Raw genomic sequence first — 23,094 nt, forward strand, 5'->3', positions numbered from 1 at the left:
GGGTGCCGCTCAGTGGTAGACGACCACCTTGGTTCCCTTCCGCACCGTGGCGAACAGGGCGGCGATCTTGTTCTTGTCGCGGACGTTGACGCAGCCGTGTGAGGCGCCGCGATAGCCGCGGGCGGCGAAGTCCGCGGAGTAGTGGACGGCCTGGCCGCCGCTGAAGAACATCGCGTACGGCATGGCCGTGTGGTACAGCGTCGAGATGTGGTGGCGGCTCTTGAAGGTGAGGGCGAAGGCCCCCTCGCGGGTGGGGGTGTACTGGGAGCCGAAGCGGACATCCATCGCCGACACGATCCGGCCGTCGACCCTCCAGGTGAGGGTGTTGCTCCGCTTGCTGATGCAGATCACCCGGCCCGTCATACAGCGCGGGTCGGGGGTGCCGACCGGCCTCGTGGTGGCCGGATACAGCTCCTGGTGCGACGGCCGGCGGGTGTGGGACCGCAGCGCCCTCCAGGCCGTGGACTGCACGGCGCCCGTACGGGGCAGGCCCTGCCGCTTCTGGAAAGCCCGGACCGAGGCGGCCGTCACCGAGGCGTAGTAGCCCGTCGGGGAGGGGTCGAAAAGCCCCAGCTGGGCCAGTCGCGCCTGCAGTTCGCGCACCGGGGTGCCGCGCGCGCCGGCCGCCATCAGCGGCCGGGGAGCCGGAGAAGCGTGCGGTGCGGGGCGGTGCGGGCGCGGCGCGGTGGAGTGCCCGGACGGGGCGGGTGGTGCGGGATGGCCGAGGGGCGGGGGAGCGGGGATGGTCGGGGCGTAGCGCGTGTGCGGGCCGGCCGGTGCACCCGCTTTGGTGACCGTCACCGGGTGGCAGCCCACCGCCAGCGCCGCCACCAGCACCGCGGCCACCGCAGGCGCCGTACGTCGTCCACTGCTCCGCTGCATGCGCAACCCCCGGATCTCGGCGGCCCGACCGGCCATCGGTGACTCTTCCCAGTGCTGCGGGGCGGCGAACCTGCGGGCATGCTGTGAGCAAGCGGATACCCGGTGCCGGTCACCCAGTGGGAGGCGTACACCCATGGCGCACGAGTCGGGCAGTGAGCGGTACAACGAGAGCGGCCTGCCCATCGAGCCGGTGTACGGGCCCGAGGCGCTGGACGGCTGGGAACCGGAGCGCAGGCTCGGGGCGCCCGGCAGCTACCCCTTCACCCGCGGGGTGTATCCGTCGATGTACACCGGCCGGCCCTGGACGATGCGGCAGTACGCCGGCTTCGGTACCGCGCGGGAGTCCAACGCCCGCTACCGGCAGCTGATCGCCCACGGCACCACGGGACTGTCGGTCGCCTTCGACCTGCCGACGCAGATGGGCCATGACTCGGACACCCCGATCGCCTCGGGTGAGGTCGGCAAGGTCGGGGTGGCCATCGACTCCGTCGAGGACATGCGGGTGCTGTTCGGCGGCATCCCGCTGGACAAGGTGTCGACGTCGATGACCATCAATGCGCCTGCCGCACTGCTGCTGCTCCTCTACCAACTGGTGGGGGAGGAAGAAGGGGTGGCGGCCGGCCGGCTGAACGGGACCGTGCAGAACGATGTGCTCAAGGAGTACATCGCGCGCGGGACCTACATCTTTCCGCCGCAGCCGTCACTGCGGCTGGCCGCGGACATCTTCCGGTACTGCCGGACCGAGATCCCCCGGTGGAACACCATTTCCATCTCCGGCTACCACATGGCGGAGGCGGGTGCCTCGCCCGCGCAGGAGATCGCTTTCACGCTCGCCAACGGCATCGCCTATGTCCGTACCGCCCTGGCCGCCGGGATGGACGTCGACGACTTCGCACCGCGGCTGTCCTTCTTCTTCGTCGCCCGTACGACACTGCTCGAAGAGGTCGCCAAGTTCCGGGCCGCGCGCAGGATCTGGGCCAGGGTGATGCGGGAGGAGTTCGGTGCGAAGAACCCCAGGTCGCTGATGCTGCGGTTCCACACCCAGACGGCCGGGGTGCAGCTCACCGCCCAGCAGCCCGAGGTGAACCTCGCCCGGGTCACCCTCCAGGGGCTCGCCGCCGTGCTCGGCGGCACCCAGTCGCTGCACACCAACTCCTTCGACGAGGCCATCGCCCTGCCCACGGACAAGTCGGCCCGCCTGGCGCTGCGCACCCAGCAGGTGCTGGCCTACGAGACCGATGTGACCGCCACCGTCGACCCGTTCGCCGGTTCCTACGCCGTCGAGTCGATGACGGACGACGTGGAGGAGGCGGCCGTCGCGCTGATGCGCAGGGTGGAGGACATGGGCGGCGCGGTCGCCGCCATCGAGCGCGGCTTCCAGAAGGAGGAGATCGAACGCAACGCCTACCGCATCGCCCGGGAGACGGACGCCGGCGAGCGGACCGTCGTCGGCGTCAACCGCTTCCGGCTCGACGAGGAGGAGCCCTACGAGCCCCTGCGGGTCGACCCGGCCATCGAGGCCCAGCAGACCGAACGGCTGGCCGTGCTCCGGGACCGCCGCAATGCCCGAGCGGTATCGGCGTCGCTCGGCGACCTGCGCAAGGCGGCCGAGGGCACGGACAACGTCCTCCACCCGATGCGCGAGGCCCTGCGGGCAAGGGCGACGCTGGGCGAGGTGTGCGATGCGCTGCGGGAGGTGTGGGGGACGTATGTGCCGACGGATGCGTTCTGAGGGGGAAGCTGGGCGGGCGGAGCCGGGGCCGGAGCCGGGGCCGAGGCCGGCGCCGGGCGGTGGGTGCACGCGGTGCGGGGGCGGGAGCTTGTGACCGGTGGGCCGGGCTGCGTCAGACTGGTGTCATGTCGTCACCCCGCCGTGCGTGTCCCGTCTGCACCCGAGAGATCGCCGTTGTCGGCGGCCGTTTCGCCCGTCATGACCCTCCTGGCCGCCGGACGGTGCTGGAGCTGATCTCCTGCCCGGGGTCGCGCAGGATCGCGCCGATGATGGCGCCGGCGGAGAAGCTGTTCGATCCGGAGGAGCCGCCGATTCCCGGGCAGCAGCCGCTGTTCTGACCCGGGGCTCGTCGGCCGGGGCCCGCCGGCCGGGGCCCGCCGGCCGGGGCCCGCCGGCCGGGGCCCGTCGGCCGGGGCCAACTACGGCGCCAGGACGTCGAGTTCGGCCATGGCGCCGGCGGTGATCTCGCGGGTCAGGGATTCCGCCCGCGCCGCGTCGCCGGTGCGTACCGCCTCGGCGACCTGGACATGGAGGGTGACCGCGGCCGGGTCGGGGTCGGTGAACATCACATGGTGCTGGGTGCGGCCGGTCAGGACGGCGGCGACCACATCGCCGAGCCGGGCGAACATCTCGTTGCCGGAGGCGGTCAGGACGATCCGGTGGAAGGCCGTGTCGTGGACGAGGTAGCCGTCGAGCTGCTGGCCGCGTGAGGTGGCGACCATGCCCATGGCCTGCTCGGTGAGGTGGGCGCACTGCTCGGGGGTGGCGTGCCGGGCGGCGAGGCCCGCGGCGACCGGTTCGATCGCCGAGCGCAGAACGGTCAGTGAGCGCAGCTGCCGGGGGCGGTCGCGGCCGGCCAGCCGCCAGCCGATCACCCGCGGGTCGTAGACGTTCCACTCCTCGGCGGGCCGGACGGTCACCCCCACCCGGCGCCGGGAGGCGACCAGTTGCATGGATTCCAGTACCCGGACCGCCTCGCGGATGACCGTGCGGGAGACGTCGAAGCGCTGCTCCAGTTCGTCCGTGCGCAGGATCGTGCCCGGGGGGTAGTCGCCCGCGGTGATCGCGGGTCCGAGGGACTCCAGCACCCGGGCGTGCAGTCCCTTCCCCTCGTTTTCCATGGGGCAAGCCTACGTTCCCGTACCCCGGCCAATTAAGTATGACGTTTGCATCACAGGGTCTTGAATACGTCGTACCTAATGGGTTTCAGTGGGGGCCGCACGAGGTCGATGAAGACAGCGAGGTACACGGGATGAGCACCCCCGACGTGATCGACGTGATCGTCGTGATGGGCGTGGCCGGCACCGGCAAGACCACCATCGGCCCGCTGGTGGCCGCCGGACTGGGCGTCCCCTACGCCGAGGGTGACGACTTCCATCCGCCGGCCAACATCGCCAAGATGTCGGCCGGCACCCCGCTGGACGATGCCGACCGCGGTCCGTGGCTGGATGCCATCGGCTCCTGGGCGCATGAGCGGGCCGGGCGCGGCGGCGTGGTCAGCAGTTCCGCGCTCAAGCGCGCCTACCGCGACCGGCTGCGCGCCGCCGCCCCCGGGGTCGTCTTCCTACATCTCACCGGGGACCGCGCGCTGATCGAGGCGCGGATGGCCGAGCGCACGGGCCACTTCATGCCGACCGCGCTGCTGGACTCCCAGTTCGCCACGCTCGAACCGCTCGGGTGCGACGAGGCCGGTGCCGCGGTGGATGTCTCCGGCAGCCCGCAGGAGATCGCCGAGCGCGCGGTGGCCGCACTGTGCGCGGCGGACGCACCGGCCGGATAGTCCCGAACTCCCCACCCGTACCGCAGCATTCCCCCTCCCCCTCCGTCCCACCAAGGAATCGCCGTGACTCATCTCAGCGTCGAGATGCTCGCAGCGGACGTGACCGAGCCCATCACCTCGGCCGGTCACGCACAGCTGGGCATCGCCGTCCTGGTCGGCATCGCCGTCATCGTCTGGCTCATCACCACGTTCAAGTTGCATGCCTTTCTGTCGCTGATCATCGGTTCGCTGGTGCTCGGCGCGGTGGCCGGCGCACCGCTCGACAAGGCCATCGCCAGCTTCTCGACGGGGCTGGGCACGACCGTCGCGGGCACCGGCGTACTGATCGCGCTCGGTGCCGTCCTCGGGCGGCTGCTCGCCGATTCCGGGGGTGCGGACCAGATCGTCGACACGATCCTGGCGAAGGCGGGCCGGCGGGCGATGCCCTGGGCGATGGTGCTGATCGCCGGGATCGTGGGGCTGCCGATCTTCTTCGAGGTCGGCATCGTGCTGCTGATCCCCGTGGTGCTGCTGGTCGCCAAGCGCGGCAACTTCTCGCTGATGCGGATCGGCATCCCCGCGCTGGCCGGACTGTCCGTCATGCACGGGCTGATACCCCCGCACCCCGGACCGCTCGCGGCGATCGACGCGGTCGGCGCGAACCTGGGGGTCACCCTCGCGCTCGGTGTGCTCGTCGCCATCCCGACCGCGGTCATCGCCGGTCCGGTCTTCTCCCGTTACGCGGCCCGCTGGGTGGACATCCGCCCGCCGCAGAACATGGTGCCCGAACGCACCTGTGACGACCTGGAGAAGCGGCCCGGCTTCGGGATCACCGTGGCCACCGTGCTGCTGCCGGTGGTGATGATGCTGGCCAAGGCGCTGGTGGACATCGTCGTCGACGATCCGAAGGACAGCCTTCAGAGGGTCTTCGATGTCGTCGGCTCCCCGCTGATCGCGCTGCTCACCGGCGTCATCGTCGCGATGTTCACGCTCGGCCGGGCGGCCGGCTTCACCCGCGGCCGGATCGCCGCCACCGTCGAGAAGTCGCTCGGCCCGATCGCGGGTGTGGTGCTGATCGTCGGCGCGGGCGGCGGCTTCAAGCAGACGCTGGTGGACGCCGGAGTCGGCCGGATGATCCTGGACGTCTCCAAGGGCTGGAACATCTCCGCGCTGCTGCTGGCCTGGCTGATCGCGGTCGCCATCCGGCTCGCGACCGGCTCCGCGACGGTGGCCACCATCTCCGCCGCCGGACTGGTCACCCCGCTCGCCGCGGACCTGAGCACCACCCATGCCGCGCTGCTGGTGTTGGCCATCGGCTGCGGGTCGCTGTTCTTCAGCCATGTCAACGACGCCGGATTCTGGCTGGTCAAGGAGTACTTCGGGATGGACGTCGGCCAGACGCTGAAGACCTGGTCGGTGATGGAGACGCTGATCTCGGTCGTCGGGATCGGGTGCGTGCTGCTGCTCTCCCTGGTCCTTTAGAGCCGAGGCGGAGACACCTGCCCCAGGTCCGTCGGACCACTGTTCTTTCCGGGCGGGTCACCGCCCCGGACGCCCCACCCCCCTCAGGCGCCTGTCCCCGTCACGAGGCCGTACGAGCGGATGCCCGCTGGTACGGCCTGGTGCGCGGGGCGGCGGCTTCCTCGTGGGAGCCGCGGCCGCGGCGGTCGCGCCACGGCGCACGAGGACGACCGCTGCGAGGCCGACCGCCAGTCCCGCGGCGGTCTGGGGGCCGAACGGTTCGCCGAACATCGCGGCTCCCCACAGCGCCGTGACCGGTGCCATCAGGAACATCAGGGTGTTCACCTCGGTGACGCCGAAGCGCCTGAGGATCAGCCAGTACAGCCCGTACCCGCCGAAGGTGGACAGTGCCACCAGCCAGCCGACCGCGGCCCAGAAGGAGAGCGCGGCGGGCGGCCGCAGGGCGCCGGTCCCGGCGGCGAGGGCGGTGAAGAGGACGGCACTGGTGGTGCAGTGGACGGTCATGGCGACCGACGGCGCGACCCGGGTGCGCGAGCGGCCCTCCAGGAAGGTGGCCGCCACCAGCGAGGACATGCCGAGGAACGGGACGAGGTACGCCCACCAGCTCACCCCCGCCCCGGAGGCCGCGTCGGCCGTGGTGACCAGGACGACGCCGGCCAGGCCCAGGCACAGCCCGAGCCACTGCCGGCGGGAGACGTACTGGTGCAGCACCGGCCCGGCGAGCGCCCCGGCCACCAGGGGTTGGGTGCCGTCGATCAGGGCCGTGGTGCCGCTGGAGACCCCGAGCTGGATCGCGTAGTAGACGGTGAGCAGATAGCCGCTCTGCGACAGCGCGCCGACGACGGCTTGCCGGGCCAGGTCCCGTGCCGTCAGGCCCCGCCACGAGGCGCGGGCGGCGGTGACCGCCACGAGGACGAGGACGGCGGCGAGCGGCAGGAAGCGCCACATCAGGAGCGTGGCCGCGGGCGCGCTGCCCGTGCCGAGCCGGGCCCCGATGAATCCGGAGCTCCAGCAGAGCACAAACGCGGCCGAGAGCAGGAAGTGCATGGCGTCCTCCTTGGGTAGACCGATCTGTATACCTCCCGTTTCACTATACAGATCGGTATACTTTTGCCATGGGTACCTCGCAGACACCCCGACGGATCACCATGACGCCCGCCGCCCGCCGCGCTCTGGCGGCCGCCGAGCGGCTGTTCTACGAGCGCGGCATCCATGCCGTCGGGGTGGACCTGATTGCGGCCGAGGCGGGGGTGACGAAGAAGACGCTCTACGACCGGTTCGGCTCCAAGGAGCAGCTCGTCGTGGAGTACCTCGCGGACCGTGACGAACGCTGGCGGGCCTTCCTGGCGCCGTACCTCGACGCCGCGGGGGAGTCGCCCGCCGCCGGGATCCTGGCCGTCTTCGATGCCTCGCGCGCCTGGGCGGCGGAGCGCAGCGCCAAGGGGTGCAGCATGGTCAACGCCCACGCCGAGATCAGCGACCCGGCCCATCCCGCGTACGCGATCATCACCGCGCAGAAGCAGTGGATGCTCGCGCTGTTCACCGATTTGGCCGGGGCCGCGGCGCCCGGCCGGGCCGACCGGCTGGGCCGAGCGCTGATGCTCCTTCACGAAGGGGCCCTGGTCGCCCACGGCCTGGGGGTCTTCCCCGACCCGGTCGGCAGCGCCCGCGACGAGGCGGAGGCGCTGCTCGCCGCCGCGGGGGTGGCGGTGTGACCGGCGGCCGGGCACCCGCGCCGGCCGCCGGCTGCGTCGGGCCGGGCCCAGTCGCTGTGGTCGTCGTGGGAGCACCGTTCGATCCGTCGGCGCCGCCGCCGGGGCGGTGAGCGGTGTACGGGGCGCTCGGCGGGGCCGAAGGAGCCTCAGGTGCTGACCGCCGGTCACTTCGGGTACACCGGTCAGGCATTCGAGAACCAGGCGCTGGACGAGGCGGCGAGCCGGCTCCCCGCCGAGCGCCTCGGGGTGTGCGACACGACTTCCCGGCGGGCGACAGGCGCAGGCGCCCGGCAGGCGGCAGACGTAGACGCAGGCGCAGGCGCCTCCTCGGTGCGGCCCGAGGAGGTGCGTGGACTCACCCGACAGTCCCACTATTTGGTTGAATTTTCATCTGGGAAACGCCAAGGGTGGCCCAAGATTCCCTATTCAAGATCAAGACTTTCCCGCTCCGGCCCGCCCGTGATGCCTCGTCATCTGCGGTGATATCGGAGCGTGTTCGGGCTGTCGCTTCGCGCTGGCGGGCGTGTGGCGCCGGGGCCAGGCGTAGCCTCCAACCAGCTGTTGATCAAGAGGCGGCCGCCGTGCATTCCGTGCGTGCCGCCGCGTTGAGGTGCTCGCGGACAAGGAGGAAGTATGCCTACAGGCGGGCGGGTGGTACAGCACAGTAGCTGGGTTCCCGCCGACATGGGACGGACACAGCTGCGGGGCATCGCCCAGGTCGCGCTCAGCGCGAGCCCGTGGACCGGACTGCTGTTCGCCGTCGGGCTCTTCGCGGGGAGCTGGCAGACCGGCGTGTACGGCCTGCTCGGTGCCGCCGCGTCCACCGCGGCCGCAGCCGTCCTGGGGGCCGACCGGGACGGTCTGGCCAAGGGGCTGGAGGGCTACTGCGGTTGCCTGACGGCCATAGCCGTCGTCGTCCGCCTCGGAGCCTCGTGGCAGACGGCGCTGCTCGCCCTTCTTGCCGCGGCCGTCTGTGCGGTGACGGGTGCGGCCGCCGGCCGTCTGCTGGGCCGTGTCGGACTTCCCTCGCTGACGGCCCCCTTCTGTCTGGTCGCGGGAGTGCTGGCGATCGCTCTGCCGACCGCTCAGGCCGCCCCCGCAGCGCCGGTCGCCACGAACGGGTTCACCACCCTGTCGGCCACGGAATTCGGCCAGGCCTTCGGCAACGGCATCGCCCAGGTCTTCCTCCTCGACAAGTGGTACGCGGGGCTGATCCTGCTCCTCGGAGTGCTCGTCGCCTCCCGTACCGCCGCCGTCGCCGCGGCCTGCGGCAGCATCGTCGCGATCCTGACCGCCTGCGCCATGGGCCTGCCGGCCGACCGGATCACCGAGGGGCTCTACGGCTACAACGCGGTGCTCGTCGCCATCGCACTGGGCGCGACCTTCTTGACCCTCACCCCGTGGACCGCCGGGTACGCCACCCTCGCGGCCGTGGCCTCGGTCCCCTTCACCGCCGCCTGGCAGGCCTTCGCCCAGCCCTCCGGCGGATCGCCCTTCACCTGGCCGTTCGTCGTGACGACCTGGCTCTTCCTGGCGGCCGCTCCAGCCCTGGACCGGCCCGGTATCTCGTCCGAGAAAGCGAAGTGACGCCATGAACCTCGCACCACGCGAAATCGACAAGCTCCACGTCTACGTGGTGGCGGACCTGGCCCGCCGCCGCCGGGGGCGGGGCACCAAGCTCAACTACTCCGAAGCGGCCGCACTGATCACCGAGGCCGTCCTGGAGGCCGCCCGCGACGGCCACACCGTGGCCGAGTGCATGGAGCTGGGCCGCAAGGTCGTCACCGCCGACGAGGTCATGCCCGGGGTGCGCGACATGCTCACCGTCCTCCAGGTCGAGACGGCCTTCGTGGACGGGACGAAGCTGGTCACCTGCCATGACCCCATCTGCGCCTGAAACCGCCTGAATCACCGCCTGAGACGAGGAGACAACGATGTCGGGTGGAGCCCACTACCTCTACGGGGACGCTCCCGTGGAGATCAACTCCGGCCGGGCCACGGTCGGTCTGACGGTCGCCAACACCGGTGACCGTGCCGTCCAGATCGGCTCCCACTACCACTTCTTCGAGGCCAACCGCGCGCTGCGGTTCGACCGCGCAGCCGCGTACGGCATGCACCTGGACATCCCGTCCGGCACCGCCGTCCGCTTCGAGCCCGGCGACACCCGCGAGGTCGAGCTGGTCGCCTTCGGCGGCACCCGGCGGCTCGTCGGCTTCGCCGGACTCGTGGGCGGCGGCCTGAACGCCGACGACACCCGGCGCGCCGCGCTGCGCCGCGCCGCACAGCTGGGATTCGCCGACACCGGCGGCAACGCAGACACCGAGAACGAGGGAGCCGACCACTGATGGCGATCATCCCGCGCAAGCAGTACACGGACCTGTTCGGCCCCACCGTGGGCGACCGGTTCCACCTCGCCGACACCAACCTGGTCGTCGAGGTCGAGTACGACCACAACGCCGGCTCCTACGGCGACGAGGCCGTCTACGGCGGCGGCAAGGCCATCCGTGACGGCATGGCCCAGGACCCCGCCGCGCTCAGCCGCGACGGCGCGCTGGACCTGGTGATCACCAACGTGGTGGTCCTCGACCCGGTGCTGGGCGTCGTCAAGGGCGACATCGGTGTCCGCGACGGACTGATCGTCAAGGTGGGCAAGGCAGGCAACCCGCATACCCAAAACGGCGTTGACCCCAAGCTGGTCATCGGCCCCGGCACCGAGGTCATCTCCGGCGAGCACCTGATCGCCACCGCCGGCGGCGTCGACACCCACATCCACTTCATCTCGCCCCAGCAGGCCCAGGAGGGCCTGTCCAACGGCATCACCACCTTCTTCGGCGGCGGTACCGGGCCGACCGACGGCACCAACGGCACCACCTGCACCCCCGGCCCGTGGAACATCCACCGGATGCTGGAAGCCGTCGAGGACCTGCCGGTCAACGTGGGGCTGCTCGGCAAGGGCAACGGCAGCCTGCCCGAGGCGCTGCGCGAGCAGGTCGAGGCGGGCGTGGCCGGTCTGAAGGTGCACGAGGACTGGGGCGCCACCCCGGCCACCATCGACAACGCGCTGCGGGTCGCCGACGAGCACGACATCCAGCTCGCCATCCACACCGACACCCTCAACGAGGGCGGCTTCTTCGAGGACACCCTGTCCGCGATCGACGGCCGGACCATCCACACCTTCCACACCGAGGGTGCGGGCGGCGGTCATGCCCCCGACATCATGCGGGTCTCCGGCGAGCCCAACGTCCTGCCGGCCTCCACCAACCCCACCCTGCCGTACACCATCAACTCGGTGGACGAGCTGCTGGACATGGTGATGGTCTGCCACCATCTGTCCCGCAACATCCCGGAGGACGTCTCGTTCGCCGACAGCCGGGTGCGTGCCGAGACCATCGCGGCCGAGACGGTACTGCACGACCTCGGCGTGATCAGCATCTTCTCCTCCGACTCTCAGGCCATGGGCCGCGTCGGCGAGTCCTTCGCCCGTGCCTTCCAGACCGCGCACCACTGCAAGGAGGTGCGCGGTGCGCTCGCCGAGGACGGCTCGCGCAACGACAACGCGCGCGTGCTGCGCTACCTGGCGAAGCTCACCATCAACCCGGCGATCGCGGTGGGCGCCTCCGACGTGATCGGCTCGCTGGAGCCCGGCAAGCTCGCCGACATCGTGCTCTGGCCGATCAATTCCTTCGCCGCCAAGCCCAAGCTGATCATCAAGGGCGGCATGGTCAACTGGGCCCTGATGGGCGACCCCAACGCCTCCCTGCCGACGCCCCAACCGGTGTACTACCGGCCGATGTTCGGCAGCTACGGCCGCGCCCGGCAGCGTACGTCCGTCACCTTCATGTCCCAGGCGGCCATCGCCGCCGGCGTCCCCGGCGAACTGGGCCTCGGGCGGCGGATCGAGCCCGTGCAGCGCTGCCGGAGCGTCGGCAAGCAGCACATGGTCCGCAACGACGCACTACCGCGCATCGAGGTGGATCCGGAGACCTACAAGGTCACCGTCGACGGCGAGCCCGCCACCATCGAGCCGGCCGAGCGCCTCCCGCTCAACCAGCTCTTCTACATCGTCTGACAGCCCCACGACGGTCCGTGGGGCGCCCCGCGCGCCGCGTGCTCCCCACGGACACCCCTGGCCGGCCCCGGCGGACGGCCACCCGGCAGAAACGGAAACCCGGCGTGAACGACTTGATGCCGATCCCGGCGCTGCTGACCGGGCTCCAGCTCACCGACTCGGCCTTCCCCAGCGGCTACTACACCCTCTCCCACGGCCTGGAGGGCTTTCAGCAGGCCCGTGCGGTCACCCCGCGCAGCCTGCCCGACCTCCTCCACGACCTGCTCCGCCACAGCGCGGGCCCGGCCGACGCCACCGCACTCGCGCTCACCCACCGCGCGGTGAGCGCGGACGACTGGGACGAGGTGGTGGCCGTGGAACGGCGCCTGCACGCCACCAAGCTGGGCCGGGAGGCCCGGCAGGCTGCCGTCCGCACGGGGCGGCAACTACTCGACCTGGCCGGCGAGGTCTACGGCACAGAGCCGATCGAGCGGTACCGCACGCTCTACCGGGACGGTGCGGTGCGCGGCTGCCAGCCGGTCGTCGCGGGCGTCGTCCACGCGGGCAACGGCCTCACCGCACGGCAGGCCGTCACCTGCGAGCTGTTCGCCTTCGCCGCCAGCTTCGTGGGGGCGGCCCTGCGACTGAGGCTCACCGACCACCGCCGGGCCCAGGCCGTCCTGCACCGGGCCGCTCCCGTGATCGAGGAGACCGTGGCGGCCGCCCTCGACCGGGAGTTGGCCGACCTCGGCGGGTGCGTCCCGGTGGCCGACGTCATGGCCGGCCGGCACGAGCGCGCCGAGGCCCGGCTGTTCGCGAGCTAGTGCGAGCAGCCGGGCCCGGCCCCGCCCGCCCGCCACGGCGAGCACACCACGCGCGAAGACACCACGCGCGAAGACACCACGCGCGAAGACACCACGCGCGAAGACACCACGCGCGAAGACACCACGCGCGAAGACACCATTCCGGAAGGATCACCATGCACGACCCCACACAGGTCCGAGGTTCCCACCACCACCACGACCACGACGAGTTCACTCAGCGTCCCAAGGACGGCGTGCTGCGCGTGGGCATCGCCGGGCCGGTCGGCTCCGGCAAGACCGCGCTGATCGAGGCGCTCGTCCCGCTGCTGATCGGACGCGGACGGACCCCGGCCGTGATCACCAACGACATCTACACCTCCGAGGACGCCGCCCACGTGCGCCGCACCCTGGACGGGATCCTGGCCCCGGACCGTATCGTCGGCGTCGAGACCGGAGCCTGCCCGCACACCGCGGTCCGGGACGACCCGACGATGAACCAGGCCGCGGCCGACGAGATCCTGGAGCGCTTCCCCGAGGTGGACACGCTGCTCTTCGAGAGCGGCGGCGACAACCTGACACTCACCTTCAGTCCGGCGCTCGTCGACCTCTTCCTGTTCGTGCTGGACACGGCGGAGGGCGACAAGATGCCCCGCAAACGCGGTCCGGGCATCACCGAGTGCGAGCTGCTCGTCATCAACAAGATCGACATCGCTCAGTACGTACGGTGCGACCTGGCCGTGATGGAGTCGGACGCCCGTCGCGTCCGGCACGGGCGGCCGGTGGTGCTCACCAACTCCCTGACCGGAGAGGGGCTGGACACCATCGCCGACTTCCTGCTGTCCCAGGAGGCCGCCGGGCGCCCCGGCCAGGAGGCGGCGTCCGTATGACCCAGGCGCCCGCGCGGCTGGCTGCCGCACACTACGAACCCCGGCGGGTACCGGCCCGGATGCGCGACCTGACCGGCACCCCGGACACCCTGGCCGCCGGGCGCCCCGGCAAGGTCGGCCTGCTCGAACTGCGCTACGCGCGGGTCGGCGACCGCACCGAACTCGTCGACCGCTACCAGAAATCACCCCTGCAGATCATGCGTCCGCTGTATGTGGACCCGCAGCGGCCCGACATGCCGGTGACCTACCTGATGTCCACCGGCGGCGGCATCGTCCAGGCCGACCGCAACCGCATGGACATCGACTGCGGCCCCGACACGGCCGTACACCTGACGACGCAGGCCGCCACCAAGCTGCACCGGATGGAGTTCGACCACGCCACCCAGGTCGTGCACCTCACCGCCGGAGCCCGCAGCTACGTCGAGTACCTGCCCGACCCGCTGATCCCGTACCGCGACGCGCGCTTCTACCAGCAGACCTGCGTCACCGCCGACCCCACGGCCACCGTGCTGCTGGGCGAGACGATCGCGGCAGGCCGGTTGGCCCGGGGCGAACGGCACGCCTACCGCCTGCTGTTCAGCGACCTGGAAATCACCCGCCCCGACGGTGAGTTGCTGGTGGCAGACACCGTCCGCCTGGACCCACATCAGCCGGGCTCGGTCACCGGACCGGCGGTCTTCGGCGGCCACGACCTGATGGCCACGCTCTACGCACTCACCCCGCTGGCCCCCGCGGCGCAGGTCGCCGACACCTTGCACGAGGCCCTGCTGACCACCAAGCTCGCCTGCGGCGTGAGCGTCCTGCCCGACGACTGCGGGGCGTGGGCACGGATCATGGGCAGCGACCCGCCGGCGATGGCCCGCGCGCTGCGCACCGCCTGGGACGCCCTGCGCAGCCTGCTCATCGGCGTTCCGGCCCCCGACCTGCGCAAGACCTGACCTCACGCAGGGGAGGCCGTACGAGCGGATGCCCGCTGGTGCGGCCTCGTGTGCACGGTGTCATCCGGCCGGCTGCCGGGCGGGAGTACGGTGCAGGCCGCCAGGGCCGCCGCCACCTGCGCCGTCGCGTTCTCGGGCGGGGTGGCGAGGGCGAGGTAGCCGTCGGGGCGGATGAGGAGGACGGCGGGGGCCGGGCCGTAGGCGTCGCGGAGGTGGCCGTCGGTGTCGATCAGGTCGGGGGCCGGGCCGCCGACGCGGACGAGGCGCAGCAGGGCCGGGTCGGCGGGCAGCGCACTGTCGTCGACGCCGGTGCCGCCCAGGTCGAGCAGGGTGAAGTGCGGGCCGCGGAAGGCGTCGAAGAGCCGGGTGGGCGTGCCGTCGGGCGTGGCGCACGGGGCGTCGGGGGCCCGGTCGCCCGCGGCGGGGGTGCCCTCGGCGAGGTCCGTGCGCAGCTCCCGGGTCAGTGGGCTGTCGGGGTAGCCGATGCCGAGCTGGTGGAGGTCCCGGCCGCGGCGCATCTCGCGGGCGCGGTGCAGCCGGGTGCTGGTGTCGAGGATGCTCTCGGCGATCGGGCGGCGCTCGGTTTCGTAGGTGTCGAGGAGGCTGTCGGGGGCGCCGTGCCGCAGCACCTGGCCGAGCTTCCAGCCGAGGTTGTAGGCGTCCTGGACGCTCGTGTTCAGACCCTGGCCGCCCGCCGGGGAGTGGATGTGGGCGGCATCGCCGGCCAGGAAGACCCGGCCGGTGCGGTAGCTGTCGACCAGGCCGGCCCTGGGGCGGAAGAGGGAGGACCAGACGACCTCGCGGATCTGCTCGGCGTCGAGGTGCGTGTGGGCGGCGAGTTCGGCACGGACCGTCTCGGGTGAGGTGTCCGGCGTGCCGGTGAAGCCCGAGATCATGGTCTGGAAGCAGTCGGTGCCGGCCAGCGGGAGAAGGGTCGCGAACCCGCCGGCCGGCGGCTCCCAGCGGTGCCAGTGGTCGCGGTCCAGGCCGTCCACCCGGACATCCGCGAGCAGCACGGCGACCGGTTCCAGCTCCGGGCCGCTCATCTTGACGCCCAGCGCGCGGCGTACGGTGCTGCGCCCGCCGTCGGTGGCGACCAGATAGGCCCCGTGGACGGTGCGCTCCGCCCCGCCGGCGTGCCGCAGACGGGCCGTCACACCGGCAAAGTCCTGGTCGAATGCGGTGAGTTCGGTGCCGAAGACCACATTTCCGCCGAGCTCTTGCAGCCGGTCGTACAGCACCTCCAGGTTGCGGAACTGCGGCAGCATCAGGCCGTTGGAGTACGGCGTGGCGGGCGTCGGGTCGACCTCCTCGATCATCTCGGTGACGTCGACGATCGCGCCGTTCTCCCAGCGGGCGGCCTTCGGGTAGCGGCCGCCGGCCGCGAAGGCCGCGTCCAGCAGCCCGAGGTCGTCGTAGACCTCCTGGGTGCGCGGCTGCACACCGGTGCCGCGGGCGCCGGGCGAGAGGCGGTCCTGCCGCTCGACGAGCAGGGTGCGCACGCCGCGGCGGGTGAGGTCGATGGCCAGGGCGAGGCCGGTCGGGCCCGCGCCGGCGATCAGTACGTCCACCACCGTGCCGTCGTCGGGCAGGGCCGCGCCGACGGTTTCCTTAACGTTGTTAAGTTCCATGTCCCGAGGATGGCTTTAACGGTGTTAAGTTGTCAACATGGCTTCGCGTATTGACCGGAAACTAGTGGTGGACACCGCCCTGCGGCTGCTGAACGAGGTGGGCCTCGACGGGCTCACCCTGCGACGTATCGCCAAGGAGCTGAATGTCCAGGCCCCCGCGCTGTACTGGCACTTCAAGAACAAGCAGGAGCTGCTGGACGAGATGGCCACCGAGATGTTCCAGCGGATGGTCAGGCCGTTCAGGGACGGGCCGTTCACGGACGGGCCGGCCGGCGCGGACCCGCTCGGCCGCACCTGGCAGGAGACGCTCCTCACCAGCTGCCGGGCGATGCGGCGAGAGCTGCTCAGTTACCGCGACGGCGGCAAGGTCTTCAGTGGTACGCGGATGACGAACGACAGCAGCGCCGGGCCGCTCAACGGCCTGCTGAGCCGCTTCACCGACGCGGGCTTCACCCTGCGCGACGCGTCGCGGGCCTGGTGGACCGCGTACCACTACACCGTGGGCCTGGTGATCGAGGAGCAGTCGGTCCACCCGGAGCCCGGACGGCCCCAGGCCCGCGACCCGGCCTACGACCAGGCCGAGCGCGAGCGGCGGATCGGCGACGACTATCCGCTCGCGGCGCTGGCCGGCCGGGAGATGTTCGGCGATATCGAGCAGGCCTTCGAGGCCGGGCTGCGCATCATCGTCGCGGGCATCGCGGCCACCCTGGGCCCGGATGCGGAGAGCTGATCAGCGCCGTGGGGCGGCCGGCCTCTTCACCGCGGGTCGGCTGACCCCTTCACCGTGGGTCGGCCGATCCGTTCACCGAGGGTCGGCCGATCCGTTCACCGCGGGTCGATCGACCGCTTCAACACGGGCGTCAGCGGACGCTCGACGAAACGGTGCAGCACCCATGCGAGCAGCAGCATCAGGCCGACGGTCAGCAGCAGCGTCGCGTACGACGGCAGTCCGAAGCCGTGGTGCAGCGCCCGCACCACGACCCAGCCCAGATGCTCGTGCACGAGATAGAACGGGTAGGTCAGCGCGCCGGCCACGGTCAGCCAGCGCCAGTTCGCCCACTGGAGCCTGCCCAGCGCGACCGCGGCGACCAGGGCGAAACCGAGGGTGACGACGGCGATGACGGCGGCCGCCGAGCGGTAGGAGAACGCGGTGGCCGACGGTGCGTGCCACAGCCCGGCAACCGCGTAATGCTGGCCGATCAGCCAGCTGACCAGCACTATCGCCCAGGCGATGGGATCGCGGGCGCCATAGCGGTGCAGCAGGTACAGGCCCACTCCGCCGATGAAGAACGGGGCGTACTGGGGCATCAGGACGGTGTCGAGGAACGGCTGGTGCGCGGCCTGCGCCAGCGCGGCGGCCAGCGTCCAGCCCGCACAGAACAGCACCACCCGGCGGCGGGTGGCGCCGGGCAGCACCACACAGAGCGCGAAGAGGGCGTAGAAGCGCATCTCCGCCCAGAGGGTCCAGCACACCCCGAGCACCCGGTGCACGCCCAACGGCTGCTGCAGCATGGTCAGATTGGTCAGCACCTCGCTGGGCGGCAGCGCCTTGTAGGCGACCCAGGGGAGCGCGAAGACCGCGGTGACCAGCAGGACCGCGGCCCAATACGCCGGATAGAGGCGGGAGACGCGGCTGGCGATGAAGGCCCGCAGCGTCCGGCCCCAGCCGCTGAGACAGATGACGAAGCCGCTGATCACGAAGAAGATCTGGACGCCCAGACAGCCGTAGGCGAACAGGGGCGCGGCGGTGGGGAACTGGTGGGCGGGCGAGCCGCCCCAGGCCTGCGCTATCTCGCCGTTGCGGCCCCCGTAGTGGTACGCGGCGACCATCAGCGCGGCGAGCAGCCGCAGCCCGTCCAGGGCGCGCAGCCGCGACGGTCCTCCGCCGGCCTCAAGGGCCGGCGGGACCCCCGCGCTGCGCCCCCGTATTGCCGGCTTCGGGGCGGTGGTGACGGGATCCGGCGCGGCGGGCGGCGCGCCGGTCGTCAGCTGGGGTGCGGTCATCCGAACGCGGCCCGCTTCTTCAGCCGGCGCTGCACCGCACGCGCACGGCGCGCGACCCTGCGGACGGTGGCATTGCGCGGAAGGAACGACAGCTGGGACGGGATCGCGCCGGGCAGCGCCAGCGCGGTCAGCCGGCGGCGCTTGAAGTAGCGCCAGGTGACCTGGTCGAGGTGGGCCGCGAGATAGCGCTCGGCGGCGGGCCGCAGCCCGGGGTAGATCTGGTGCTGCATCGCATAGCCGACCGCGGCGACCAGGCCCTCGACGCTCTCCGCGGTGGCGAAGGAGCGCGGGAGCTTACTGCGGTCCGCCAGATCGGGCACCAGGGCGTCCACGATCGTGACCGGGACCCGGTTGCTGTTCTGGTACGGCGTGAGCCGCTCCAGCAGCAGTCCGGTGCCGGTCCGGGCGGTCGGCAGACCGTAGAACGTGGCCGCCGTCAGCAGCGCGGTGGAGAAGCATCCGACGACCAGCGCGGGCCGCATCCGCTGGTAGAGCACCTCGGCCGGCACCGGGCGGTCCAGCACGGTCAGTGCGACGTCCAGCTTTCCGGCCTCCCGCTCCAGCAGCCGCGACCAGCGGGCCGGCGCGGACGGGTGCGGCTTGAAGACGATCTCGCGGTGGCCGCGCTCGGCGGCGCCGCGCACCATCCGCACATGCAGCTCCTCTTCCTCCTCGGGGGTGAGGATGCCCAGCGCGGAGAGGTACTGGCCGAGCAGCAGCGCGGCGCCCTCCGGGACCGCCAACTCGCCACTGACGTCGGCGAGTTCGGCAAGCACCTTGGTGAAGGCCTCGGTCGGCACGGTCTGCGGTGCGACGTCGAACTCGGTGAGCAGCAGCGGTGTCAGGCCCGGCACCAGGTCGAGATGCAGCAGCCGGCCGATACGGGTGCCGATCAGCGGGTCGAGCTTGTTGCGGGTGGGCCCGTAGCTCATCAGCCCGTCGGCGTAGACATCGATCGGCGCGTCCGGGAACAGCTGGGCGATCGCCAGCGCCGGATTGACCTGGATGGACTCCACGACCAGCTCGATCCGGTCCTCGCCCAGGCCCCACAGCAGCCGCAGATGGCGCTCCCACAGCGGGACGTCGTCCGCGCGCGGCGACCAGCCGCCGGGGTGGAACGGGCTGATCGTCTCGTTCCACGACAGCACCCGGTCGAAGCGGCCGCGCAGCCGCTCGAAGCCCGGCATGGTGTCCAGCGACGCGGTGGTCTCGGGGGTGGTCGCGTTGTTGCTGAGCAGCAGCAGCCGGCGGTCGGCCGGTGCGAAGCAGTCGGCGTCCAGCGCGGCGGCGAGCGTCGCCGCCCCGTAGAGCGTGGACGCCACGAAGATCTGGGTACGCGGTCGGGCGGACATCAGGCGGCGACCTCCGCCGTGGGGGACGGGCGGCGGCGCAGCCGCCGCAGCCGGGACGCGCGCTGCACATCCATCGATTCCAGAGCTTCTTTCAGTACGTTCTGCGGCATGCGTTTCATGGCCGCGGCGCTCATCGCGCGCAATTTACGGGCGACCTGCGGTTCGAAACGTTCGATCGAACCGAGATGGTGGGAAATGATCGCGCAATAGGTGCGCACCGCCTTCGGCAGCAGAAGATCGGCATCGCGGTCCTGCGCCGTTTCCTCGATCACCTGGTCGAAGGCGCGAATAAAGTCCAATTGCCGCACATCTCCGATCTGGGTGAGCGAGGACGCCACTCCGCGCCGGTAGAAAACACCGAGCAGTGAGACCACCGCCATGGACTCGGCCTCGCGGTGCAGCCGCCAGATCCACGGACGGTCCTCCGCGGTGCGCAGTCCGTCCTTGAAATGCAGTACGCCCTCGTCCAGCAGCCGGCGGTGGTACATCCCGGCCCAGGCGTAGGCGTAGTCGACGGAGGTGGAGCGGTCGGCGGGCAGGATCACCTCGCGCGGGTCCAGCACCACCGAGCGCCGCCCGTGCGGGACGCGGTGGACGGTGCGGGCGCGGGCGGTGCACTGGACATGGTCGGTACGGACGAAGTCGCACCCCAACTCCTCCATCGTGCGGAGGAGTTGGGGATAGTAGCCGGGCGCGAGCCAGTCGTCGCCGTCCAGGAAGGTGACGTACTCGCCGCGGGCCTCGTCCAGGCCGGTGTTCCGGGCGGTGGCCAGGCCGCCGTTCTGTTCGTGCCGCAGGAGTCTGGCGCCCGGCAGCTCACGCTCGGCGCGCGCGAGGATCTGCGGGGTCTCGTCGCGAGAACAGTCGTCGACGAGCAGGAATTCAAAGTCCTCGCGGGCATTGGCCGCCAGGCTTTTCAGAGTGTCGGGCGCGTATGTCTGCACGTTGTAGAACGGCACGATGACGGAGAGCTTAACCACCCGGGTGACGTTAGGTGCGCAGGCGGCATTCGTCTTTACCGGGCGCAGGCCTCCAGGTGAACGAAGAATGGCGGGATGGTTAACCAGGCAGGCAATCGATCTGGTTAGTCATTCGTCGATCCGCTGTTAACCCTTTGTTGCGGCCCAGTTGGCCCGCCAAACGGAATGCCTTCCTAGCGTCTTCGGCGTGCCATCACGTACCACTTCTTCGCTGCGGGTCGCCGTGCTCGCCGACTCGGATACCCGATGGAAATGGGGCGCTTTGACAGCGTACCGAATCCAATCGGACATCCGGCTCGACGGCTACCTTCTCCGCGGCCGCGCCACTCCCACGGTCCGCCAGCTCGACGAGGTCGGCGCCCGTGCGGACTCGCTGCGCGAAATCAGGGGCACCGCCTTCCTGGAGCGCATGAAGGACGGTGCGCGGTCCCCTGACCGTACGCCCTACGACGTCGTCGTGCTGGCCTGTGTCGGCGGAGCGGTGCAGGCGATGCTGCACGGTCTCGCCCGCGCCTGGCAGGGGGCCGGGCGGCGCCCCGTCGTCGTCACCGGCTATGTCGGCGTGGTCTACGAGAAGCTCGCCGACGGGCTGCTGCTGCGGCACGGCGCGGATGTCGTCCTCGCCAACTCGCGGCACGACGCGGACCGGTTCCGCGAGGTCTACCGCGGGGTCGGCGCCGATGACGCCGGCGTCGTCGAATGCGCCCTGCCGTTCCTCGGCGGCGCGCCCTACGACAGCGGCCGCTCCACCGGCGGCCGCTCCACCGACGGGCGCGACCCCTACACCGTGGTGTTCGCCGCCCAGCCCTCCGTCCCGGAGAGCCGCGCGGACCGTACGTACCTGCTGCGCCGGGCGGTGGAGCACGCCCGTATGCACCCCGACCGCGAGGTGCTGATCAAGCTCCGCAGCAAGCCGGGCGAGCACACCACCCATATCGAGGAACTGCCCTACCAGAAGCTCGCCGCCAAGGCCCCCGGTGGACTGCCCGCCAATTGCCGTCTGGTGTACGGCAACATGGGCGAGGTCCTGGACCGCACCGACCTGATGGTGACGGTCAGCTCGACCGCCGCCCTGGAGTCGCTGCACCGCGGCATCCCCACCGCCGTCCTCACCGACCTCGGCATCCGCGAGATCCTCGGCAATCACCACTTCCTCGGCTCCGGCTGCCTCGCCTCCTGGGACGAGCTGGACGCCGGGCACCGCCCCGAGCCCGACCCCGGCTGGCTCGCCCGGCAGGGCGTCGCCGCCGACGGGAACTACGAGCAGGCCTTCGACGCCGTCCGCGCCCGGGTCACCGCGCTGCGCACCGCCGACCGGCTGCCGCCGCTCACCCCGTACTACACAGCCCGCACCGCCCCCGGCTACCTCCCCGGCATCCTCGCCCGGCACGGCCTGGACCCGCACGGTGAGCCGGTCGCCGGCCACACCGACGCCCCCGAGGAGACCGGCGGACTGCGCCGGGTCGCCCGCGAGACGGTCCGCGAGGCCGCCCGTGGCGCCTACCGCCACGGCGTCCAGCGCGTGGCCCCCGCGATCCGCCGCTGGGGGCAGCTGTGACCCTCCCGCCGCCCGCCAGCCCCCGGAGCCCGCACGGCCCCCGGAAGGAGCCCGATATGCCGCCGAACCCGCAGAGCAGCCCGCCGACCGTGGTGGCCGTCATCCCCGCCCGCGGCGGATCCAAGGGCGTGCCCGCCAAGAACCTCGCCGCCGTCGGGGGAGTGCCCCTGGTGGCCCGCGCGGTCCGTGAGTGCCGGGCCGCCCGCCTGGTCACCGATGTCGTCGTCTCCACCGACGACGCCGGGATCGCGGCCGCCGCCCGCGGCGCCGGAGCCGTCGTCGTACGCCGCCCCGGCGACATCGCGGGCGACACCGCCACCAGCGAGGCCGCCGTCCTGCACGCCATGGACGCCTACGAGGCCGAGCAGCACACCACGGTCGACGCGGTGCTGCTGGTCCAGTGCACCAGCCCTTTCCTGGTCCGCGAGGACATCGACGCGGTGGCCGCCGCGGTCGTCGAGGACGGCGCGGACAGCGCGCTGACCGTGGCGCCGTTCCACGGCTTCGTCTGGCGCGACGCCGAGACCGTGGTCGGCGGCGCGGCCGCCGCCATGGACGGCGGCCATGGCGTCAACCACGACAAGTCCTTCCGGCCCCGCCGCCAGGACCGCCCCCAGGACCTGCTGGAGACCGGCGCCGCCTACGCCATGGACGCGGCCGGCTTCCGCACCAGTGGCCACCGCTTCTTCGGCCGCACCGAACTCGTCCGCACCGACCCGGCGCGGGTGCTGGAGATCGACGACCCGCACGACCTGGCCCGCGCCCGCGCGCTCGCGCCGCTGCTGGACGCCGCCCGCCCCGGGGCCCTGCCGACCCTCGACGACATCGACGCCGTCGTCCTCGACTTCGACGGCACCCAGACCGACGACCGGGTGCTGATCGACTCCGACGGACGGGAGATCGTCGCGGTCCACCGCGGCGACGGCCTCGGCATCGCCGCCCTGCGCAAGGCGGAACTGAAGCTGCTGATCCTGTCCACGGAGACCAACCCGGTCGTCGCCGCACGGGCCCGCAAGCTGCGGGTGCCCGTCCTGCACGGCATCGACCGCAAGGACCTCGCCCTCAAGCAGTGGTGCGAGGAAGCGGGCATCGCGCCCGAGCGCGTGCTCTACGTCGGCAACGACGTCAACGACCTCCCGTGCTTCGACCTCGTCGGCTGGCCGGTGGCCGTCGCCGGCGCGCACGACGTGGTGCGCGGCGCGGCTCGCGCGCTCACCGCGACGCCCGGAGGCAGCGGCGCCATCCGCGAGATCGCCGGCTGGCTCCTGGGCCCGTCCCTGTGACTCCCACCCACCCGTCCCCGTAACCCCTGTAACCCCAAGT

22 protein-coding genes are annotated in these 23,094 nt (G+C 71.7%); 15 read left to right on the forward strand and 7 right to left on the reverse strand.

Going from position 1 to position 23,094, the window contains the following annotated elements; genetic code table 11:
• Nucleotides 1-9: 9 nt before the first annotated feature.
• Nucleotides 10-882, reverse strand: coding sequence for a L,D-transpeptidase family protein (locus ACWGJY_RS22405; protein WP_453262587.1), 873 nt, complete (start codon nt 880-882; stop codon nt 10-12).
• A 133-nt stretch (nt 883-1,015) separates the two neighbouring features.
• On the opposite strand from ACWGJY_RS22405, the gene ACWGJY_RS22410 reads away from it, so the two are divergent.
• Both ACWGJY_RS22410 and ACWGJY_RS22415 read left to right on the forward strand, forming a co-directional pair.
• Nucleotides 1,016-2,614: an acyl-CoA mutase large subunit family protein gene (locus tag ACWGJY_RS22410; protein WP_453262588.1), complete on the forward strand. Its 1,599-nt coding sequence runs from the start codon at nt 1,016-1,018 to the stop codon at nt 2,612-2,614.
• Between the two features lie 125 nt (nt 2,615-2,739).
• Complete coding sequence (locus ACWGJY_RS22415) at nt 2,740-2,952, forward strand: hypothetical protein (protein ID WP_030981280.1); 213 nt, start codon at nt 2,740-2,742, stop codon at nt 2,950-2,952.
• 81 nt (nt 2,953-3,033) lie between these two features.
• Here the strand turns inward: ACWGJY_RS22415 and ACWGJY_RS22420 are convergent, their stop codons facing one another.
• Nucleotides 3,034-3,735, reverse strand: coding sequence for a FadR/GntR family transcriptional regulator (locus tag ACWGJY_RS22420; RefSeq protein ID WP_453262589.1), 702 nt, complete (start codon nt 3,733-3,735; stop codon nt 3,034-3,036).
• 131 nt (nt 3,736-3,866) lie between these two features.
• Between ACWGJY_RS22420 and ACWGJY_RS22425 the strand changes: the two genes are divergently transcribed.
• Together ACWGJY_RS22425 and ACWGJY_RS22430 are read left to right on the forward strand one after the other, a co-directional pair.
• Nucleotides 3,867-4,394: a gluconokinase gene (locus ACWGJY_RS22425; RefSeq protein ID WP_453262590.1), complete on the forward strand. Its 528-nt coding sequence runs from the start codon at nt 3,867-3,869 to the stop codon at nt 4,392-4,394.
• A gap of 63 nt (nt 4,395-4,457) precedes the next feature.
• Complete coding sequence (locus tag ACWGJY_RS22430) at nt 4,458-5,855, forward strand: GntT/GntP/DsdX family permease (RefSeq protein WP_453262591.1); 1,398 nt, start codon at nt 4,458-4,460, stop codon at nt 5,853-5,855.
• Between the two features lie 57 nt (nt 5,856-5,912).
• Here the strand turns inward: ACWGJY_RS22430 and ACWGJY_RS22435 are convergent, their stop codons facing one another.
• Complete coding sequence (locus ACWGJY_RS22435; RefSeq protein WP_453262592.1) at nt 5,913-6,902, reverse strand: DMT family transporter; 990 nt, start codon at nt 6,900-6,902, stop codon at nt 5,913-5,915.
• A gap of 68 nt (nt 6,903-6,970) precedes the next feature.
• On the opposite strand from ACWGJY_RS22435, the gene ACWGJY_RS22440 reads away from it, so the two are divergent.
• The 8 genes from ACWGJY_RS22440 (at nt 6,971) to ACWGJY_RS22475 (ending at nt 14,246) form a co-directional block, all read left to right on the forward strand.
• A complete protein-coding gene (locus ACWGJY_RS22440) occupies nt 6,971-7,570 on the forward strand; it encodes a TetR/AcrR family transcriptional regulator (protein ID WP_453262593.1) in 600 nt (199 codons plus the stop codon).
• Between the two features lie 684 nt (nt 7,571-8,254).
• Nucleotides 8,255-9,157: an urea transporter gene (locus ACWGJY_RS22445; RefSeq protein ID WP_453262594.1), complete on the forward strand. Its 903-nt coding sequence runs from the start codon at nt 8,255-8,257 to the stop codon at nt 9,155-9,157.
• A gap of 4 nt (nt 9,158-9,161) precedes the next feature.
• On the forward strand, nt 9,162-9,467 hold the full coding sequence (locus tag ACWGJY_RS22450) for an urease subunit gamma (protein ID WP_453262595.1): 306 nt from the start codon (nt 9,162-9,164) through the stop codon (nt 9,465-9,467).
• 37 nt (nt 9,468-9,504) lie between these two features.
• Entirely contained in the window at nt 9,505-9,915 is a 411-nt protein-coding gene (locus ACWGJY_RS22455) for an urease subunit beta (protein WP_453262596.1), read from the forward strand.
• Nucleotides 9,915-11,639 (forward strand): urease subunit alpha, encoded by a 1,725-nt coding sequence (gene ureC, locus ACWGJY_RS22460; RefSeq protein WP_453262597.1) that lies wholly within the window; start codon nt 9,915-9,917, stop codon nt 11,637-11,639. Before ACWGJY_RS22455 ends, ureC begins: the two co-directional genes overlap by 1 nt.
• A 116-nt stretch (nt 11,640-11,755) precedes the next feature.
• Entirely contained in the window at nt 11,756-12,442 is a 687-nt protein-coding gene (locus ACWGJY_RS22465) for an urease accessory protein UreF (RefSeq protein ID WP_453262628.1), read from the forward strand.
• A 155-nt stretch (nt 12,443-12,597) separates the two neighbouring features.
• Nucleotides 12,598-13,308, forward strand: a complete 711-nt coding sequence (gene ureG / locus ACWGJY_RS22470; RefSeq protein WP_453262598.1) for an urease accessory protein UreG — start codon at nt 12,598-12,600, stop codon at nt 13,306-13,308.
• Nucleotides 13,305-14,246, forward strand: coding sequence for an urease accessory protein UreD (locus tag ACWGJY_RS22475; protein WP_453262599.1), 942 nt, complete (start codon nt 13,305-13,307; stop codon nt 14,244-14,246). Before ureG ends, ACWGJY_RS22475 begins: the two co-directional genes overlap by 4 nt.
• Before the next feature lie 2 nt (nt 14,247-14,248).
• Here ACWGJY_RS22475 and ACWGJY_RS22480 read toward each other — a convergent pair whose 3' ends face one another.
• Nucleotides 14,249-15,877, reverse strand: a complete 1,629-nt coding sequence (locus ACWGJY_RS22480; RefSeq protein WP_453262600.1) for an FAD-dependent monooxygenase — start codon at nt 15,875-15,877, stop codon at nt 14,249-14,251.
• Between the two features lie 37 nt (nt 15,878-15,914).
• On the opposite strand from ACWGJY_RS22480, the gene ACWGJY_RS22485 reads away from it, so the two are divergent.
• On the forward strand, nt 15,915-16,607 hold the full coding sequence (locus tag ACWGJY_RS22485) for a TetR/AcrR family transcriptional regulator C-terminal domain-containing protein (protein ID WP_453262601.1): 693 nt from the start codon (nt 15,915-15,917) through the stop codon (nt 16,605-16,607).
• A gap of 95 nt (nt 16,608-16,702) precedes the next feature.
• Here ACWGJY_RS22485 and ACWGJY_RS22490 read toward each other — a convergent pair whose 3' ends face one another.
• The 3 genes from ACWGJY_RS22490 to ACWGJY_RS22500 are packed head-to-tail and all read right to left on the reverse strand — an operon-like array spanning nt 16,703 to nt 20,213.
• On the reverse strand, nt 16,703-17,881 hold the full coding sequence (locus ACWGJY_RS22490) for an acyltransferase family protein (protein WP_453262602.1): 1,179 nt from the start codon (nt 17,879-17,881) through the stop codon (nt 16,703-16,705).
• Nucleotides 17,878-19,233, reverse strand: a complete 1,356-nt coding sequence (locus ACWGJY_RS22495) for an alpha-2,8-polysialyltransferase family protein (protein WP_453262603.1) — start codon at nt 19,231-19,233, stop codon at nt 17,878-17,880. Before ACWGJY_RS22495 ends, ACWGJY_RS22490 begins: the two co-directional genes overlap by 4 nt.
• Nucleotides 19,233-20,213 (reverse strand): glycosyltransferase family 2 protein, encoded by a 981-nt coding sequence (locus ACWGJY_RS22500; protein ID WP_453262604.1) that lies wholly within the window; start codon nt 20,211-20,213, stop codon nt 19,233-19,235. Before ACWGJY_RS22500 ends, ACWGJY_RS22495 begins: the two co-directional genes overlap by 1 nt.
• Before the next feature lie 187 nt (nt 20,214-20,400).
• On the opposite strand from ACWGJY_RS22500, the gene ACWGJY_RS22505 reads away from it, so the two are divergent.
• Both ACWGJY_RS22505 and ACWGJY_RS22510 read left to right on the forward strand, forming a co-directional pair.
• Entirely contained in the window at nt 20,401-21,771 is a 1,371-nt protein-coding gene (locus tag ACWGJY_RS22505) for a DUF6716 putative glycosyltransferase (protein ID WP_453262605.1), read from the forward strand.
• 56 nt (nt 21,772-21,827) lie between these two features.
• The gene (locus tag ACWGJY_RS22510; RefSeq protein WP_453262606.1) at nt 21,828-23,054 is read left to right on the forward strand and encodes a cytidylyltransferase domain-containing protein; all 1,227 of its coding nucleotides are present in this window, start codon (nt 21,828-21,830) and stop codon (nt 23,052-23,054) included.
• The last annotated feature ends 40 nt before the right edge of the window (nt 23,055-23,094 follow it).

It is taken from the genome of Streptomyces sp. NPDC054765, from assembly GCF_053612065.1.